Source organism: Candidatus Bathyarchaeota archaeon (assembly GCA_026014585.1).
In the GTDB taxonomy this organism is placed as follows: Archaea; Thermoproteota; Bathyarchaeia; order Bathyarchaeales; family Bathycorpusculaceae; genus Bathycorpusculum.
The window spans coordinates 1-17,378 of record JAOZIA010000025.1; the positions used below are offsets into that span (position 1 = coordinate 1).

General features: G+C 45.5%; 21 protein-coding genes. 3 read left to right on the forward strand and 18 right to left on the reverse strand.

Annotated features, from left to right (window positions below):
- The 4 genes from NWF01_12275 to NWF01_12290 form a co-directional block, all read right to left on the reverse strand.
- Positions 1-300: endonuclease III (locus tag NWF01_12275; GenBank protein ID MCW4025786.1), on the reverse strand; the 300-nt coding region annotated here is incomplete at its 3' end.
- A 357-nt stretch (positions 301-657) separates the two neighbouring features.
- Positions 658-1,197, reverse strand: coding sequence for a ferredoxin:glutaredoxin reductase (locus NWF01_12280; GenBank protein MCW4025787.1), 540 nt, complete (start codon positions 1,195-1,197; stop codon positions 658-660).
- Entirely contained in the window at positions 1,194-1,463 is a 270-nt protein-coding gene (locus tag NWF01_12285) for a glutaredoxin family protein (GenBank protein MCW4025788.1), read from the reverse strand. Before NWF01_12285 ends, NWF01_12280 begins: the two co-directional genes overlap by 4 nt.
- Positions 1,464-1,545: 82 nt before the next feature.
- The gene (locus tag NWF01_12290; GenBank protein MCW4025789.1) at positions 1,546-2,919 is read right to left on the reverse strand and encodes a dihydrolipoyl dehydrogenase; all 1,374 of its coding nucleotides are present in this window, start codon (positions 2,917-2,919) and stop codon (positions 1,546-1,548) included.
- A gap of 131 nt (positions 2,920-3,050) precedes the next feature.
- Here NWF01_12290 and NWF01_12295 point away from each other — a divergent pair, with 131 nt between their 5' ends.
- Positions 3,051-4,850, forward strand: a complete 1,800-nt coding sequence (locus NWF01_12295; protein MCW4025790.1) for a hypothetical protein — start codon at positions 3,051-3,053, stop codon at positions 4,848-4,850.
- Between the two features lie 63 nt (positions 4,851-4,913).
- Entirely contained in the window at positions 4,914-5,093 is a 180-nt protein-coding gene (locus NWF01_12300; GenBank protein ID MCW4025791.1) for a 4Fe-4S binding protein, read from the forward strand.
- Between the two features lie 77 nt (positions 5,094-5,170).
- Here NWF01_12300 and NWF01_12305 read toward each other — a convergent pair whose 3' ends face one another.
- The gene (locus NWF01_12305) at positions 5,171-6,673 is read right to left on the reverse strand and encodes an asparagine synthase-related protein (GenBank protein ID MCW4025792.1); all 1,503 of its coding nucleotides are present in this window, start codon (positions 6,671-6,673) and stop codon (positions 5,171-5,173) included.
- On the opposite strand from NWF01_12305, the gene purB reads away from it, so the two are divergent.
- A complete protein-coding gene (purB, locus tag NWF01_12310; protein MCW4025793.1) occupies positions 6,673-8,010 on the forward strand; it encodes an adenylosuccinate lyase in 1,338 nt (445 codons plus the stop codon). The genes NWF01_12305 and purB overlap by 1 nt on opposite strands.
- Here purB and NWF01_12315 read toward each other — a convergent pair.
- From NWF01_12315 to NWF01_12375, 13 genes are all read right to left on the reverse strand, one after another.
- A complete protein-coding gene (locus NWF01_12315; GenBank protein MCW4025794.1) occupies positions 8,007-10,283 on the reverse strand; it encodes a DEAD/DEAH box helicase in 2,277 nt (758 codons plus the stop codon). The genes purB and NWF01_12315 overlap by 4 nt on opposite strands.
- 251 nt (positions 10,284-10,534) lie before the next feature.
- Positions 10,535-11,365, reverse strand: a complete 831-nt coding sequence (locus tag NWF01_12320) for a metallophosphoesterase (GenBank protein MCW4025795.1) — start codon at positions 11,363-11,365, stop codon at positions 10,535-10,537.
- Positions 11,365-12,186, reverse strand: a complete 822-nt coding sequence (locus NWF01_12325) for a D-fructose 1,6-bisphosphatase (protein ID MCW4025796.1) — start codon at positions 12,184-12,186, stop codon at positions 11,365-11,367. The genes NWF01_12320 and NWF01_12325 overlap by 1 nt, the downstream gene beginning before the upstream one ends.
- Positions 12,187-12,251: 65 nt before the next feature.
- The gene (gene aspS / locus NWF01_12330; GenBank protein ID MCW4025797.1) at positions 12,252-13,571 is read right to left on the reverse strand and encodes an aspartate--tRNA(Asn) ligase; all 1,320 of its coding nucleotides are present in this window, start codon (positions 13,569-13,571) and stop codon (positions 12,252-12,254) included.
- Between the two features lie 15 nt (positions 13,572-13,586).
- Positions 13,587-14,096: a hypothetical protein gene (locus NWF01_12335; GenBank protein MCW4025798.1), complete on the reverse strand. Its 510-nt coding sequence runs from the start codon at positions 14,094-14,096 to the stop codon at positions 13,587-13,589.
- A gap of 57 nt (positions 14,097-14,153) precedes the next feature.
- Positions 14,154-14,429, reverse strand: a complete 276-nt coding sequence (albA, locus tag NWF01_12340) for a DNA-binding protein Alba (GenBank protein ID MCW4025799.1) — start codon at positions 14,427-14,429, stop codon at positions 14,154-14,156.
- Between the two features lie 115 nt (positions 14,430-14,544).
- Positions 14,545-14,973 (reverse strand): hypothetical protein, encoded by a 429-nt coding sequence (locus NWF01_12345; protein MCW4025800.1) that lies wholly within the window; start codon positions 14,971-14,973, stop codon positions 14,545-14,547.
- Between the two features lie 46 nt (positions 14,974-15,019).
- On the reverse strand, positions 15,020-15,241 hold the full coding sequence (locus NWF01_12350; protein ID MCW4025801.1) for a 30S ribosomal protein S27ae: 222 nt from the start codon (positions 15,239-15,241) through the stop codon (positions 15,020-15,022).
- Complete coding sequence (rps24e, locus tag NWF01_12355) at positions 15,241-15,546, reverse strand: 30S ribosomal protein S24e (GenBank protein MCW4025802.1); 306 nt, start codon at positions 15,544-15,546, stop codon at positions 15,241-15,243. The genes NWF01_12350 and rps24e overlap by 1 nt, the downstream gene beginning before the upstream one ends.
- 46 nt (positions 15,547-15,592) lie before the next feature.
- Complete coding sequence (locus NWF01_12360; GenBank protein MCW4025803.1) at positions 15,593-16,120, reverse strand: GTP-dependent dephospho-CoA kinase family protein; 528 nt, start codon at positions 16,118-16,120, stop codon at positions 15,593-15,595.
- Between the two features lie 33 nt (positions 16,121-16,153).
- Positions 16,154-16,339 carry a DNA-directed RNA polymerase, subunit E'' gene (locus NWF01_12365; protein MCW4025804.1) on the reverse strand — a complete coding sequence of 62 codons (186 nt, stop codon included), beginning with the start codon at positions 16,337-16,339 and terminating at the stop codon, positions 16,154-16,156.
- A gap of 10 nt (positions 16,340-16,349) precedes the next feature.
- Positions 16,350-16,925, reverse strand: coding sequence for a DNA-directed RNA polymerase (locus tag NWF01_12370; protein ID MCW4025805.1), 576 nt, complete (start codon positions 16,923-16,925; stop codon positions 16,350-16,352).
- Positions 16,925-17,344 carry a DNA-binding protein gene (locus tag NWF01_12375; GenBank protein MCW4025806.1) on the reverse strand — a complete coding sequence of 140 codons (420 nt, stop codon included), beginning with the start codon at positions 17,342-17,344 and terminating at the stop codon, positions 16,925-16,927. Before NWF01_12375 ends, NWF01_12370 begins: the two co-directional genes overlap by 1 nt.
- Between the last annotated feature and the right edge of the window lie 34 nt (positions 17,345-17,378).

The window sequence follows — 17,378 nt, forward strand, 5'->3', positions numbered from 1 at the left end:
GCATGCCTTTAGGTTTTTGGCTTTGTTGTGATAAAAGCCTGTTGAGTGGATGTCTTTTTCGAGTTCTGTTATGTCGGCGTTGGCGTAGTCTTCTGGTTTTTGGTATTTTTTGAAGAGGGTTTTGGTGACGTTGTTGACTTGGGCATCGGTGGTTTGGGCGGAGAGTATGGTGGCTATTAGCATTTCAAGGGGGGTTGTGTAGTGGAGTGCGGTTTTGGCTGTTGGGTATATTGTTTCTAGTGTTTGGATTATTTTTGTGCATCTTTCTTGGGGTGTGAGTTGTGTTTTTGGTGTTGTCAATTTGTTTTCCTTTTCTTGGCGGTTCTCTTTTTATTTATTGTTGGGAGTGGTAAAATAGTTTTTGAGGGCGTGGTTGGGGGTTTGCCCCTGATGCCGGGTTGGCGTGTTTTATCGAGTTTTTTCGATTATTATTGGCTGAGTGTACAGTTTTTATTATTTTTTATGAACAAATCTTAACTATGTTTATATTATGTTGAACGTATAGTGATTCAACGGAAAAGGTGAAAGACATGATTGAAATAATTGCCCTACTCTCAGTCGCGCTATACCTAATCAACAGTGTCTACTTAGCCAAAAAGCTAACCCCAAAAAGGCACTAAACCCGCCAACCAAAACACTTCTGAAATCAAAAAAAAGTTAACCATTAAACTCCACTTCAACTTCTACTTCTGAAAACATTTCCCGCTTAGCCTTACAAATCGGACAAATATACGGCGGATCCTCACGGAAAGCCACATACCCACATTGCTTGCAGTACCATAACTTCTTCTTAACCCCTATCGTTTCCTGTTTGGGTGCTTCAGGCTTTTCTTGCTCTGGTTGCGGTGTTGCAGGTGTCCCGTATGCTCTTGCCATTTTCTCTGGTGGTCTTCTTTCGGGGACTTCAGGTAAGTTTTTGCTTTCATAAACAGCCTTGCTAACGTAAAGTCGGCAATAGCATGCTCCGTATTGTGCTACGTCTGGGTCACGGTAGTCGCAGGGACAAATTATGTCTCGGTCAAACTCAAATTTTCCTGAAGCCAGCCTGCATGGGCACAGTGGGTAGCCGTATCGGTCTTCATTGGTTTTTAATCCTTCAAAAAACGCCTCTAAAAGTTCGAGATCAGGAGTCAAATAGTAACCGTTGGTTTTGGCGTCGGCTTCTGCTCGTTTGCGAACCGCATCAAGACTGGTCAAAGTTGTAGTTCCTCTTTTAGACGGTCTTTTCGGAAACCCGTAATCAAAACATTATCGTCGATAATTGTGGTTGGGTAGCTGAGACTTCCGCCTTTGCTTTGGATTGTCTGGTGGATTTTTTGCCTATCTCCATCGTCACAGAGGTCAACGTCCACGTATTCGTATTCGATGTTGTTGTCTTTGAGAAACTGCTTAGTCATCTTGCACCATACACAGGTACTAATAGCATAAAGGAAGACTTTGTGTTTACTGTTCTTTCCAGGCACTTTAGAAATATTCAAAACAAAGTCACCACTAAACCATTCTTCTGCATCAATATATCCTTTTATGCAAGCCTTCTTGGCGCTATCACACTGGTTTTAAGGCTCCAAAAGCATTTTGAATCACTTCTGGCAGGGCAGGATGAATATGCATTGCTCTGGCAATCGGACCAAAATCTCCACTACCAGTTACCATCGCATTAATTATTTCCTGAATCAACATTGAAGCTTCAGGACCAATAATGTGCGCACCCAAGATTTTTCCTGTTTCCCGCTCAACAATCACTTTAACAAATCCTTCTGGTTCCCCCATAGCAGCACCCATCGCAGTGTCTTTGTATTGTGCTACCCCGACGAGAATGCTGTATTTTTGGTCTTTAGCTTGCTGTTCTTTTAAGCCTACAGAAGCGATTTGTGGATGGGTGAAAACTGCATGTGGCACTGCAAAGTAATCCATTTTTGCTTTATGATCATGGTTTGCATTGTGCCAAGCTAATCCTGCCTCATAATTGGCTGCATGCTTGAACATGGCTTTGCCAATCGCATCGCCCAACGCCCAAATATTCTTTTTACCCGTTTCTAAGTACTCATCAACTTTTATGAAGCCCCGCTCATCCAATTGTAGCCCTGTTGTTTCAGGTTTCAAAATGTCCGTGTTGGGAACTCTTCCAGCTGCAACCATGATTATCTGTGCTAAAAATTCCTTTTGGCTCCCGTCCGCCAAGTTTTTGGCAACAACAATTTTTGAGGAACCCACCTCTTTTGCCTCCAACACGTCATATCCAGTGTAAATATCCATCTTCCTTGACACCTCTGCTTTTAGCAAATCTGAAATTTCAGGTTCCTCATTTTGCAAAAGCTTGTCGGCTCTTTGAAGCACAGTGACTTTTGTTCCCAATTCTGCAAAGAAATGTGCATACTCCATGCCCACATAGCCACCGCCAATAATTATGATACTTTCAGGTTGCTTTTGTAGGTCCAAAACGGTGTCGCTGGTGAGGTAGCCAACATTTTCTAATCCTTTTATTGGTGGAATTGCTACTCTTGCGCCTGAAACAATGAAAATTTTGTCTCCACTTATTTTTTCTGTGCCGACCTGCATGGTGTAGTCTGAGATGAACTCGCCTGTTTCTTTGAACCATTTAAGGTTAGGCGTGGCTTCAACTGCTCTGGCCTGCATTCCAGTATCGGTGTTAACCAGCGTGTGCATTCTTGTCATGATGTTGCCAAAATCAATAGAGTTCACAGATGCGTTTATGCCGATTTTTTGTGCAGCTTTAAGAGCAGCGATAACGTCGCTGGGGTAAATCAGCATTTTTGAGGGTACGCAACCCCTGTTTATGCATGTTCCGCCCATTGTGCTTTTTTCGACAAGTGCAACTTTTAAGCCCTGCTCAACTGCTTCAGAAACGATAAGCATTCCAGAACCTGAACCAACTACTATAATGTCAAAGTGCTCCAAGCTAAAAACCTCAAGAATAGTTAATCTGGTTAGGTGAAAATAAACTTTTCAGGCCTTAGGGATAGATGTGTGTAAAAGTAAATAAGTGAGTTGGAGATAGATTAAGAGCAATCTATGCTTGAGGGGTTAAATTGAAGAGAATCATCGCAGTATTGGCAATAATTGCGCTTTTAGGTGTTTTCATTTACCCAACAATGTTTACTTCAAACGTTTATGCACAAACCAGCTACCCAATCTCAACTGTTGGCCACACAGTTGAAATCATGTATTCAGGACACATAGCAATCACTGACATTATACGTTTTGGCAGTTCCAGTAGCAGCGTCAATAATACTTTGCCAAGCACGTTCACGATGGCTTTACCTGTTGAATTTGCCCAGCACTTACTTAAGGTCAGAGCCTTTACAAACGACCTTACCCTGCCAGTAACACAAAATGTGCCCATTGATGGCCACTCTGAACTCTACGGGTTCCGCATTGATTTAGCTGGTGCAGAAGGCGATAACTTTAGAATTGTATTCATCTTTGAAAATTCCCTAATAAGCCAAAATGAAACTACCTACACAATGAGTTATCCAGCGTACCCCATCTTTACCCAAGATGTTGGAGGTTTTGTCTCCTCTGAAATAGAACTGCCATCCAGCATAACTCCCACTAACATGACCATAATTAAAAGTGATGGTCAAGTAAATCAAACTACTTACAGGGTGTCCTCTTTGGCTGCTTTTACTAATATTCCAGCTACAGCAGAATTTTTCTTGACCTCTGGAAGTCTCCAGTTATCACAGGTGCCAACACTGACCCGTAAAGTTACAATTAATCCATCTGGTGTTTTAGATATAATTGATACCTATAAAATTGTTAACAACTCACCAGAATCAATAGCTACCTTCCAGTTGGGTGTGCCTCTTTCTGCTTCAAACATTATTGTTAAAGATGGGTCTGGTCGTGAATTATCCTTTAATAATCCTTCAATCTCTGGTTCATACCAACGGCTCAACGTTAGTTTACCTTCTCCGCTGGTCACTGGTCAATCCCTAAGTTTGACAGCTCAATATAACTCGCAAGAAGTTGCGGAGTCCGGGTCAATTTACCTCGTAACTGCAGAAGTCTTCCCCTACTTTGAATATTACGTTGACTTAGCAACAGTGTCTTTTTATCTTCCCACAGGTGCTCAGATACTTTCTCCCTTAGTTAATGAGGCAGATGAGGCAACATTAACAAACCAAGGTTACCAACAAATATTGACAATAACTATTCAAGGAGTAAGCTTTGAAGACCATAGTGTTCCAAACGACGGCATCATAAGCTACGGTGTAATCCCGCTGGTTTATGCCTATAATATCATCTGGTCATCTTTTGAAGCAACCTTTGTTGCTTTCATAGGTATCTCGATTGTAGTTATTATCGTGATTCTTTTAAGAAAACGTCAAGCTTCCGCTTCCGAGCGTTCCATGCAAAAAATTGCGCCTGAAAAGAAAACTGGCGAACACCCAACAGCAGGTCAAAAGTTACATGACAAAATTGACTCCTTAACCGATGCATACGAAGAAAAAACAACAATAACTGAAGAAATAAAAGCCTTAAACTATCGTGTCCAAAAAAACAAGATTCCACGAAGACAATATAAAACGCAACATCAGGCTCTTGAACACCGTCTTGAGAATCTTAACAAGAGAATCGAAAATATCAAAGGTATCCTGCGTAACTCAGGTTCTGACTATGCTACCTTAATGCGGCAACTTGACCGTGCTGATGAAAACTTGGCTGATTCTGAGGCAGATTTAACAAAACTTGAGGGTCAAAAGGCACGGGGCGAAATTTCTCTTGATACATACCGTGAATCCCAAAGTAAATATGAGAAAGAGAGGGATAAAGCACAAGGTACAATCAACGGAATCCTGCTTAGGTTACGTGAAAAAATGTACTAAAATACCTAAATCCTTTTATTTGTCAAATCTGCTTTCAATGAAACTTAATAGAGGTAAAATAAAATGGTAAAAATTGTTGTTGATGCGAAATGTACCGGATGCGAAACATGCGTTAACACCTGCCCAGTAGGTGTCTACGAAATGAAAGACGGTAAATCAGTGCCTACCAAAGAAAGCGAATGCCTAGTCTGCAGAGCATGCGAAGCTCAATGCCCTGAAGGCGCAATCCAGGTAATCGAATAAACAAAATTTCGCTTACAAAGACCGAAAGTAATCTCTCAACAATGAGAGGTCACTCCCTTCTTTTACTTTTAAAAAATTTACTTTTGAAATAACTCTTCTATGTATTGACTCACGGTTTTACCGTGCTTTTTAGCTATCCTCTTAACAGCATTATTTATGCCCGTGGAGTACTGCACTGCCTTCTTAGGCTTCTCCACCATCAACGTTGGCAAACCCAAATCCAAAGCTGCCCTACGCAAAAGAATTTTCCGCTCAGAATCCGCCACAGCATTAAACTTTAACTCACAAGGCAGACTCATGGCGAACCGTGCCAGCGCAAACTCTCCAAAAGGTACTCGCAGTTCTACATCGTGGTAGCCGCAGATTTTGAGGTCCCGCTCCAGATTGCTCTCGTGAATCCCAACTACATCATTGAACATGGTTTGTCTTACTTTGTCCTCGTTGTACTCGCAAAGCTCAGTGACGTAACGTTGGTAACCACCAAACAACTCATCCGCGCCCTGACCAGCCAGCATCACCTTAAACCCAGCTTCCGCGGCAGACTGCGCCGTCCAGAAAAATGGAACACCAATACTTGCCTTAACTGGGTCCGCTTCTTCGATTAGCTCCACAACATTGGGCAAAACTGCTTCAACATCAGACTCCTTAAACAAGCTGACTTGCAAAGGTAAATCCAATAACTCCGCCGCCTTGATTGCCTCCTCCGTTTCAGGCTGATTCTCCAAGCTCACATGAAACAATTGCACTTTAACCCCTAGCTTCTTAGCTAAAAAAGCCACTAAACTGCTGTCCAATCCCCCAGAAAAAGCCACAGCAACCTCACTTACGCCCTTAAGCCTGCTCTTAACTGACTGTTCAAGAAGGCTTTGCAGTTTTGCTGAGGCATTCTCAAGCGTTATCTGCTGCGGTGGCGTGTACGACAGCTTCTTTATGGGTCTGAATTGGATGCCTTCTTTGCTGATGACTGCCAAGTTTCCAGGCGGGAAAGAGATGGCGCGTTCGATACCCAGTTTCCAGAGTGCTCTGCGGTTTGACGCCAAAGCCACAACCTCACTGTTTTCGCCGTAGTATAGGGGTCTAACGCCAACTGGGTCTCGCGCCGCCAAAATCCAGTCCTTGTGCAGTAGGAAAAACGTGTAGTCGCCGTCAGCTTGCGCAATAAAATCCTGCAGTATTGCCTCGCAAAAAACCGTCTGCTTAGCCAGTGTTTCCAGCTCGTTTGCGTGTTCAAGAGGTGCATAAATTGTACCGTCAAAAACCATGGTTGAATCACTCAAAACCAAATATTTAACGCCGCTTAGGGCTTTAGTGTCTGAACCAGCCAACGCCGCCGCCACGGGTGCCTCTGTGGTTTGCCGTGTTATTTTCTGTGGTTCTTTTGCGGGCAAAACCAGCTTTAAGACCTTTGAGTTTTCTGGGTCTATTGTTTTGAGTGCGTTTATTACGGGTTCAACGGCGTCTTTTCCTTGCTTGTTTAGCAGGGCGATTGCGGATTTCACGGTTTTTTGCCTCAACTTACCGTATTGTATTGGTAAAACATTAATGTTTAATCTGCATAACGCTACTTGAGGAACACTCATTGCCAATCCTACCCATAGATACTGGAAGATATGGAACCCCCCAAATGCTCAAAATTTTCGATGAAGAAACCCGCACCCAAAAACTACTCGACGTAGAAGCTGCCCTAGCATACGCACACGCACAAGTCGGCAACATACCCAAGGCTGACGCGGAAGTTATAGCGGAGAAAGCCTCCACCCAATACGTCAAAGTTGAGCGGGTAAAAGCCATTGAGAAAGAAATCAAACACGACATCATGTCTCTTGTTCGTGCGTTAACTGAGCAGTGTGGTGAGAGTGGTGCGTATGTGCATTTTGGCGCAACCAGCTATGATATTGTGGATACGGCTAATGCTCTCCAGTTAAAAGACGCTATAGCTGTCCTTGAAAATCGCCTCACAGACTTCAAGGGTATTCTGCAAAAGCAGGCAGGTACATACAAGGACACAGTTATGATTGGCAGAACCCACGGACAACACGCCCTCCCCATCACGTTGGGCTTCAAATTTGCGGTCTGGGGCTACGAAGTAAACCGCCACCTGCAACGCCTCGATGAATGCAAAAAACGTGTAATCGCAGGCAAAATCAGCGGTGCCGTCGGCACACAAGCAGGTCTTGGCGAGCATGCTCCAGAGATACAGGCGCTTGTCATGAAGAGGCTTGGCATTAACGCAGCCGAAATTTCCACCCAAATCGTGCAGCGCGACCGTTACGCCGAACTAATTAGCATCTACGCCATGATTGCCACATCACTTGAGCACTTCGCCACTGAAATCCGAGAGCTCCAGCGCCCCGAAATCGCAGAACTCTTTGAATCCTTCGAGGCAAAAAAGCAGGTTGGCAGCTCGACTATGCCTCATAAGCAGAACCCTGAAATCTGCGAGCGTGTCTGCGGCTTAGCCCGAATTGTGCGCAGTCTGGAATTGCCTGCGCTTGAGGATATGGTTACTTGGCATGAACGTGATTTAACCCAGTCATCCACCGAACGCTTTGTTCTGCCAGAATCAAGTATACTGCTCGACTACATTCTAAACCTCATGGTCAACATCGTCGCTAATTTGCGCGTGGACAGCCAACGCATGCAAGCCAACCTATCCATAACTGAGGGACGCTCAATGTCAGAATCCGTCATGATAGCTCTCGTTAAGAAGGGCGCGAACAGGCAGGAAACCCACGAGTTGCTTAGGCAATTAACCATCAAAAGTGCAGTTGAAAAAAAACCCTTCAAACAAACCCTCATGGAAGACCCAGTGGTTAGCAGCAAACTCTCACCAAAAGAAATCGAAGCTGCATTGGACCCCAAAAACTATCTGGGAACCGCGGTAGCTCAAGCAGAACGATTCGCTAATTCTGCTTAAAAATCAAAGAGTCCTTTTTGTTGGGGCTCCTCAGGTGCTTTTTTGAGGTTTTCCCAAGTCTCCAATTTTACGTGTCCGCCGACTTGTTCTTTGATTTTTCTGGCTAAACGCGCCCCAACTGTGGGCAAATCAGTCAACTCCTCAACGGAAGCGTGTTTGAGGTCTTCAAGTGTTTGGTAACCAGCATTAAAGATTATGCGTCCACGCACCCTACCCACGCCTTCTAACGCCACAATCGGTAGCAGTTCCCGTTTGATTCCTTTGCCCACACGTTCCACAAGTTCATGGCTCAGTGCTGCGAATTCCTTGTTTTTGGTGACAGCCGGAGAGATTTCCTCAGTTGCGTGCAGTAGCCATTTGGCGGTTTCGATGATGCGGTAGAGGTCGCCGGGTTGCACGTTGAAGCGTGCCATGATTTTGTCTTCGGGAAGTTCTTCTATCCAATTGTTCATGACCATGGCGGTTTTGACTTCGCCCAAAAATTCTGCGTAGCCGATGTGGTCGTCCCATTCGTTGGGGGGTAGGATGAAGAGTTCTTGTTTGTGTTCTTCGGTTTGTATGGCGAGCTTGTCCATTTCACGCTGATAGGGGCGCATTATGGGTCCCATATCCGGCGTGTGACTGATTAGGTGGAGTAGGCTGAATTCACTAAGCAAAGGCACCTTGCTCTTTAACGCGTCGCGGAGGATTACGCCTGAGAGGGGGTCAATGTAGAGTTCGCTTATGCGCCTGCCAAAATCCGTCGCCATAATCCTGTCCCCAACAACCACAATCATTTCCTCATCATGCAGAAACCGCAGGATTTTATCTACGACGCTTTTGATGGCTTTAACGTCAAACTGGTAAGCGTAAAAGGTTTTGTTGAAGAACTCGTACACGCCCTGCTCGCTGCTTGCGAACCCTGAGGCAATCGTGGCTAAGACGTGTCCGCGCATGATGCGTTCCACCGCCAGCTTGCTCCATATCCGCTCAGGTTTCGCCAGCACGTAGCCGTCCATAAGATAGTCGGCTTCGTCGGCGGTTTTGGCTAAAATGACGGATTCACCGTGTTTGTCATATTTGGGTCTGCCTGCCCTGCCTGCCATCTGCTTGTAGTCGAGCACGCTGATGGGGTAGTTGCCGTAGCCTGCCTCAAAGCGGCGGTAGTCTTGGATGATGACGGTTCTTGCAGGTAAGTTGACTCCCCACGCCAGCGTGGGTGTTGCGGTTAAGACTTTGATGGTTCTGGATTTGAAGCCGTCTTCAATGATTTTTCGGTGGGCTCCTGACAACCCTGCATGATGAAAGGCTGTAGAGCAGGAAACCAACGTTGCGAGCTCATCACTGAGCTGGGTTCTTTCTCCTGCGTCAAGAATTTTTTTTGCTTCAGCATCCAAAACCTTACGGGTCTGTTCCTCTTGGGAGCGCTTAACCAGTTTTGAGCCTGACTTAGGCAAAAGCACTTTATCCATGTGCGACGCCACGGTTTTAGCTGCGGAAACCGCGTTTCGCCTTGTCGACGCAAAAATCAGTGCCTGCCCCCCATTCTTAACTGTGTCTAAGACAAGGTTGACGACAGGTAGGCGGGTTGGCTGCTCAATTTTTCTTGAACTGCCATCGTTGAATTGGATTTCGTCTTGCAAAATGACGCCTTCTTTTAGGTTGATTGGGCGCCACTCAGTCGTGATGTATTTAGCGTTTATCCAGCCAGCGATTTCATCCACATTGTTAATCGTCGCGCTCAGCGCAAGGACTTGGATGTGAGGGTTAACCTGTAAAAGTCTTGCCAGCACAATCTCCAAAGTGGGTCCACGTCCTGCATCATTGAGCAGGTGCACTTCGTCGGCGATTACTACGGAGATGCTGTCCATCCATTTGGCTCGGTGCCGCAGAAGCGAATCCGCTTTTTCGTTGGTGGTTATGATGATGTCGTAGCGTTCCAGCCAATTGTCCGCGCTGTCAAAGTCGCCTGTGCTAATGCCCACGCTGACCCGTCTGCCATCTGATTTGCGGATTTTGGTGTATTTTTGGAACTCCTCAAACTTTTCACTTGCCAACGCCCGAAGCGGCGAGAGATAAATGGCTTTTCCGCCCCGTTCAAGCACGTGCTTTAAGGCGCAGAGTTCAGCGATGAGGGTTTTTCCTGATGCGGTGGGGCTGGCGAGCACGATGTTTGCGCCGTCGAGTAGTCCTGCTTCTATGGTTTCCTGTTGGGGAGGAAACAGTTTTGTAATCCCCAAGCCCGTCAGCGCGTCTTTGACTTCTTGAGGAACCACTAAACCCGAAATATCCAAGCCTTTCGCCCTAAGTATGCTGTTATTTTGAGTTGCTTTGGGTTATTAGAATTTTTAGTTAAAGAAAAACTTGTTTTCTCAGTGTTCTCTTCTATTTGGAGCCTAATAGCCAACTTATGCAGAAACGATAGAGAGAGGTCAAAGTCTATTTGGAGCCTATTAGAAAGTCAATGCAGAAACCATAGAGGGGAGGTCCATAATGGTGTGTTTTCAAGCCTTAAATGGTGAAAACCAGTTTGTATACAAAAGCATCAACCAAACACAGTCCGAAGCTGTCCCACCAAGCCCAGATAGGTTCCGTCCAGCAGGTAAACCTCGCCAGCCGCCACATCCACCGCGTCCGAACGTAAAACAGGTCCAATTAAACCTTCGCTGTCTTGCTCGTTTATAGGTCGTCCGCCTAGGAAGTCGTTGAAGCTGGGCATTATGAAGAGTTGGGTGGTTTTGGGTTTGATTTTGAAGTGTTCCCAAAGTGTTTGCTGTGGCGTACCCGTGATTTTGATGTTGTTTTTCTCCAGCACAACTTGTGCCAGTTTTTGGGGATTGCAGGGGATTTTGAGCCAGACTTGCCGTGTGAGTTTGAAGCCTGCGGGGTCACGAAGGACAACAACGGGGTGCAGGTGCCCCATAACCCACAACTTACAAACCAAAAGCTCAGGGCTGGGCCATTTGTGCCCGTGAAACACGCCCACATCACCGATGACTGCACCGCTTGCTGGAAGCATGCGGGTTTTGGGGGTTAAGAGGGGTTCAAGGTTGGCGTCGTGGTTGCCCCGCACAATTTCGATGCTGCCCACTGCATCCTCAATTTTTTTAAGAAACACGGGAACATCTTGCCACTCGCCCAAACCGCTTTTGGTGACGGTGTATTTGACGTCGCCCAGAATTATGAGGTGGTCGGGTTTGGTTTTGGTGATTATTTTGAGAAGTTTCTCCTCAAGTTTGGGGGTTTGAGAGGGCACGTGGATACCTTTTTGTTGGAGAGCGTGTTCCCATCCGATGTGCAGGTCAGCTATGAGGAGCACTCTGGCGTTTGGGGTTTTCACGATGGCTGCGGGATTGGGCAGGAGCAGTTTGAGCATTAGGGCGCAACCAGACCAAGGATTTCTTTGTGAATCTGCAGGTTGCCTGATGCCACAAAATCCAAAGTCTGCAACGGATCCAACTTCACATTCACTTCTTTTCCGTCTGGAGCAGTTACCAAGCCACCCGCCTCCTTAACAATCAAAAAGCCCGCGGCAACGTCAGTGGTTCGGATTTTTGCACGAATATCCACAAATGCATCCGTCAACCCATGCGCTACGTAGCAGATTTCCAAAGCATTAGCGCCAAAATGTCGCAGGTGCTTGGATTTCTCGATTAGCCCGATGAGTTTGGGGGCGATTTGGCGGATTTTGTAAGTGTTCAAATCCATACCCACCACGGCATCGCCAAGGCTGCTTTGTTGGGAGGTTTGGATTTTTTTGTCTTCAAAATATGCGCCCATGCCTTTTTGGGCGATGTATGTTAGGTTGCGTGAGAGGTCGCTGACCATGCCAGCGTAAACATCACCGAGTTGGGGGGTTTTGGATATGGCAATTGAGGTAGCATAGAAGGGCAACCCGTGTGTCAGATTGGTTGTGCCATCCACAGGGTCCACCGTAACAAAACAGTTTTCAGGGCAGTCGCCAAAGCTTTTGAAACCTGACTCCTCACTAATCAACGAAAATGAAACCCCGTTTTCCTGCAGCGCGTCCACAATGGCGGTTTCCGCGGCTAAATCCACGGGTTTCATTGGGTCGCCGCCTGCGCCTCGTCCAAGGTTGGGCAAGGGTTGGTTGGGGGTTAGGTGTGGCTGGATTGCAGTGTGAACGTTTGTTTGGCATTGTTTTAGAATTTTAAACCAGTTGGGCTCTGTGCTCATAAGGGTACCTCACTGTCTTATTGCACAGACAAATTGATAAAGGCATTCACAAAGAAAATTTTGGGTTAGGGTGTTAGTCTGATGCGGTCTCTTGGGTACAGTGTGACTTCGCGGATGTTCTTTTTACCCGTCAAAATCATCGTTAATCGCTCCAGCCCGATTGCCCAGCCAGCGTGAGGTGGCATGCCGTAGTCGAAGGCTTGCAGGTGATTTTTGAAGGATTCAGGGTTTAAGCCTTTTTCTTTGAGGCGACTGATGAGCAGGTCTTTGTCACAGATGCGGGTTCCGCCTGAAACCAGTTCGATGTAGCGCCACATCAAATCAAAGCCCTCGCAGATTTTGGGGTTGTCTTCGCAGGGTTGGATGTAGAAGGCTTTGGCGTGTGTTGGCCAGTCAGTTACGAAGTAGAAGTATGGGTAGAGTTTGCCGAGTTCGCGGAAGGCTTCGGTAGGTATGTCTTCGCCCCAGGGAATGTCTATGCCTTTGGCTTTGAGGCCCTCAAGAACCTGGTCATACGTTAAACGTTTGAAAGGCAACTCAGGCACATCAACGTGATAGCCCAAAGTGTGCAGTTCAGTGGTGCATTTTTCTTTGACAACTTTGCAGGCGTGATGAATAACTTGTTCTAGTAGTGCCATGACGTCTTTGGCGTTGGCAAATGCCTGCTCAATGTCAACTGAGGTGAACTCGCTTAGGTGACGTCTGGTGTGGGATTCTTCAGCTCGGAAAAACGGGCCAACCTCAAAGACTTTCTCAAAACTTAGGGTTAATTCTTCTTTGTATAGCTGTGGACTCTGGGCTAAGTAAGCTTTTTGTCCAAAATAGTCTACGCAAAATAGTTCCGCGCCGCCCTCAGTTGCTGAAGCAATGATTCTTGGGGTGTGAACCTCCAAAAACCCATTCTCAAAGAGGTAATCGCGGATTGCTGATAGCGCGGTGTGTTGGATTTTGAACGCTGCAAGGTTCTTGTCAAGTGTTAAGTCAAGAGCTCGCGCGTCCAGCCTTGCCTCGATTAGGGCAGGGGTTTTTCCTGTGATATCTAGGGGTAACTGCTGGCTTGCTGAGCTTAGAAGTTTGATTTCTTGGGGAATGATTTCGATGCCGCGGCTGGTCATGTTGGTTTTTTTCACGGTGCCTTTTACGGCGAGGCTGTAGCGTTTCTGAAGAGATTCAACCTTGGATAACACTTCAGGGCTAGCTTTCTTTTTTAGAATGGTAACTTGGGCGGTACCTGTTCGGTCTTGCAAAATTAGAAAACTAAGTGCACCAAGATTGCGGATGTCTTGGATCCAGCCGAAAAGCGTGACGTCTTTGCCGTCGAGCTCAGGGGTGAGGTTTGCACTATAGTGTGTTCTAGTCCAGTCGCCGATGGAATCAAACTTCATGCTTATGCAACCTGATTAGTCTGCGAATTCAACACGCAAAGACATCTTGCGTACTTGCCGCGCGATTTCTTTTAAGGCGGTTAGGTCAAAGGGCAACTGTGTTCCACGTTTGCGCTTCAGAATCACACGTGTCTCTGTGCTTCCATCTGGGAGCCAGATTGTGTTAATGGTTAAGATGCTGAAGGGCACAAATAGATCTTCGAGGAATTTGCGGTCATCAACTCCATACTCGAGGATTTTGATGTTTTTGCCGCTTTCATCGCCAAGTGCCTTAACAATTTTGCCGCCGTACCCTAGCAGGCGTGGTACATCGCCGTGACCGACAATTACTGCGAGGGTTTTCTCTACGTCGACGGCTTTGTAGAAGCAGACGTTTTGCAGGGAAGGATATTTTTCTTCCAGATTCAGAAGTAAACGAGCGATTTTTAAATCTAAGTCGCTGATTTCTCCGGCTTTTACTTTAGCTGAACATTTTTGGCATAGCATACCGCTTTTTAGACAGAAACTGCATAGTTCGGTTTTCATTTACTTTTTTGCTCTCCTGCAATAAAGGAGCCGCGAAATTATGGCTGAGCGGATGGTTTAGCGTTTGAGGGTTATTTCTATGGAGCTTATGTTTGAGAGTTGGTCGCTTTCTTCGTGTTGAACCTGCTCAGTTGCGATGCTTATGGATTTAACTTTGACATCGGGCAGGAATCTTCGTCTAACAACTTCCGCCACGTCTATTGCTCTGCAGATGGATTTGCCGCGTGCTTTGATGCTGACTTCTTTTGCTCCGCCGTGGAAGAATGTGATGCATGCAAGAACGTAATTCATTATCGGTTTTTTCCCGATTAACACCGCGTTAATTTCAGACATCGCTCTTCGCTAACTCCTAGTACTTAAATGGGCTTCACTAGAGCTTTTTTCGGGTAATAAATAGATTGTGGTGTGACCTTTCATTTTTGTCTGAAAGACACTTTTAAAAAAAAATCTACCGGCTGTAGTCTCTTCCTTCAATTTTTTTGCTTGGCATTTTTCCTGCTTCGGCGATTTGGGGCAGAGGAATCGGTGGAGGAATATTTAGGGTTCGGGAAACAATAACGGATTCGATGAAAACCATGTTGGAAATGGATTGAATCACTATTGGCGGCGGGGTTCTCTTTTGCTCGAATTCTTTGAGGGTTTTTTCGAGTTCTTCCTTATCACCCATAACTATAGCGCTGCCTTTGAGGCTCATCTGCGCCACTGAAGGGTTGTAACCTATGGATAAAACAAAGGGAACTTCCAAAGAGTCATCGGTTTTTTTCTCCATACCGATAACGTTAATGTTAGTGTTAATTTGAATGGGCGGGATAGGCTTTCTGATATCCCAGAAACGCTCTGCTGAAACGCTTGTTACTAATACGTTGACTCGTAGCATAGCTAATCATCAGAGAAACAGTACGGTTAGCAGAATTTAAAACTGCTTATTTCTGCTTGTAGCGGGTGAAGCCGCAGTGACCGCAAGTGTACCTGTTATGGTGGTCTGCCATGAAGTATCCTGGTCCGCAACGTTCACAGGTTGGACGTGCCTTTGTAACTTTGCTGCCTTCAACTTTGTACATTGTATGAATGCCGTCAGCGCCTTTTTGGGCTTTGGCTTTTGCTGGTGCTGCTTTAGCATCTGCTTGTGATGGCTTTTTTGACATTATGCATTCTCCTCTTTGGGCTTTGGTGGACTGTTACGTTTTTTGATGTATTCGGGTTCAATTTTGTTGGCGTCGTCCACTTTTTGGTAAACATTCGCAATTCCCTGCGTAATGTTTGTTCCTGTTTTTGTGTTCATTTTTTTGATGAAGACAACCTCGTCGCCGACTTTCATTTCGATAGCTACTGCTTTTCTTGCGGCTAGGCGTTCGGGGGTTTTCTCTTTTGAAGCATGAACTATTGTAAAGCTTACTTCTTTGCGTTTCAGAAGCGGGTTTTCCTTAATTGATACTATTTTGATTTCCATTGGAATTCACTTGTTAGAGCATTGAAGCATACAATTTGCTTCTTATTTAGCTTTTCGTGGAAATTTGCATCGCTTCTAAGAAATCTGTAGCTTCTGCTTTTTTCTGAGGCGACGCTCTAACTAAAACTATGCCCTCGTAAGGCTGTCCATACACTATCAGAGAGTTTTCAGGCGCAACAGAAACAGCAACCAAAGTGAGCAAGTCTTCTTCGCCGTCCACAACCACGTAAACGTGCTCATTGCTTTCTAAGGCGCGTTTTATTGCAAAAACTGCTTCGTCAGTTATTGTGCCTTGAGGATTTTTGGCATAAACTGCTTGCCCAGTGATTTTTTGGGGTTGCAGGTTTTTGCGCATACACTTGTTATCTATAACTGAAACGTTAACGGGAACATTGTTTTCGTGAATGTTTTTGGTTACGGTGTCTCCCACAGAAATAAGTTTGGGCGGTTTTTCTTTTAATAGAATCTCTTTTAGCTGCATCATAGTCTGCTCTGGGCTGCCTTTGATAAGGGTGCCGAAAGGTTGCTTTAGTTTAACGCGCAGTTCCACCGTGATTTTGTGGGTGACAGCCATCACTTTGGCTTCCAAAAACCCTAAAATGGGGGATTATCGGACTTTTAGTGCGTATCGTCCTTTTTCTTTAATGTTCATGGCTTGTGCAATGGCTGACTCTTCAGGGTCAAACATTACAACTAACCCGCTAAAGTCCTCGCTAAAGTTTGTGGATTTGCATTTGGGGCACACGTTTTCTTTAGTGATAAAATGGCAGTTTGCACATGCTTTTTCGCTCATTCAATTCACCTTATTCTGCTTTTGCTTTGGCTTCTTCAGCTTTCTTTTCGGGACTTTCTTTAAGCCAGTCAAGTTTGCCAAGGAAGGGTTGTCTTGCGGTTACACCGATTTTGCCGCTGCTTCCAGCTCTGCCCATTGAAACTGCTGTTATTCTGACGCGCACTTGGTCGCTGCTGGTTAGTTTGCGTTTGGTTTCTTTGCCAAGCAGAACGCCTTGTTTTTCGTCATAGGAAATGTAATCATCCATTAGCTGTGAAACGTGGAGTAAGGCGTCGACTGGCCCGATGCGTACAAAAGCGCCAAAGTCTGCGATTTCAACCACGTCGCCTTCTACGACTTCTTGGATTATTGGGTAGAAGGTGAGTAGTGAAAAGTTTACTTTGTGGTATGTTGCGCCGTCACCTGGAATGATTTTGCCTATAGGACTTACTTCTATTGCTGTTACGGCTATAACGTAGCCTAATTCTTCGTCCACTATTCCTTCATATTTTGCTTTAACCTGTTCCCTGCCCACTGTCTCTAGTGGGTTGCCAAAGGTTTCAGGTGGAATACGGATAGTATCCTGCAACGTAATGAGTTTAAACATTATATCAACCCGTCAAGTTCTAATCGCGATTTTTGCCTCACATAAATAACCGTCACACTTATATCTCTTAGCTTCTGCCTCAGTGCGCTATCATTGGTGAAAACAGGCAAATGCCAATCTTTTGCAACCTTAGCGATGACATCATCAACTTGCATCGATTTTGGCGCATCCACGGCCACAAATTTGCATTTCTCAGCAAGCTTCAGCGCATAAAAAGCTTTTTTTTGGGCTTGAGGCGAACCCTTTGCTGTGAGAAAGCCAAGCTCCTCTTTGACAGCAGAAAGCAAAATAAACTCTACATTACGATTCAGAAGCCGCCGCACTTCCTCAAAAATGTCAATTCTGAACTGGAGCGGAACAAACAAGGCATTAGAGTCCAAAATAACCTTAAGCGGTTCTTTCTTTGGCGCAACTGACATTTCCTTTTGCTCCTAACTGTTTTTTATGAGGATT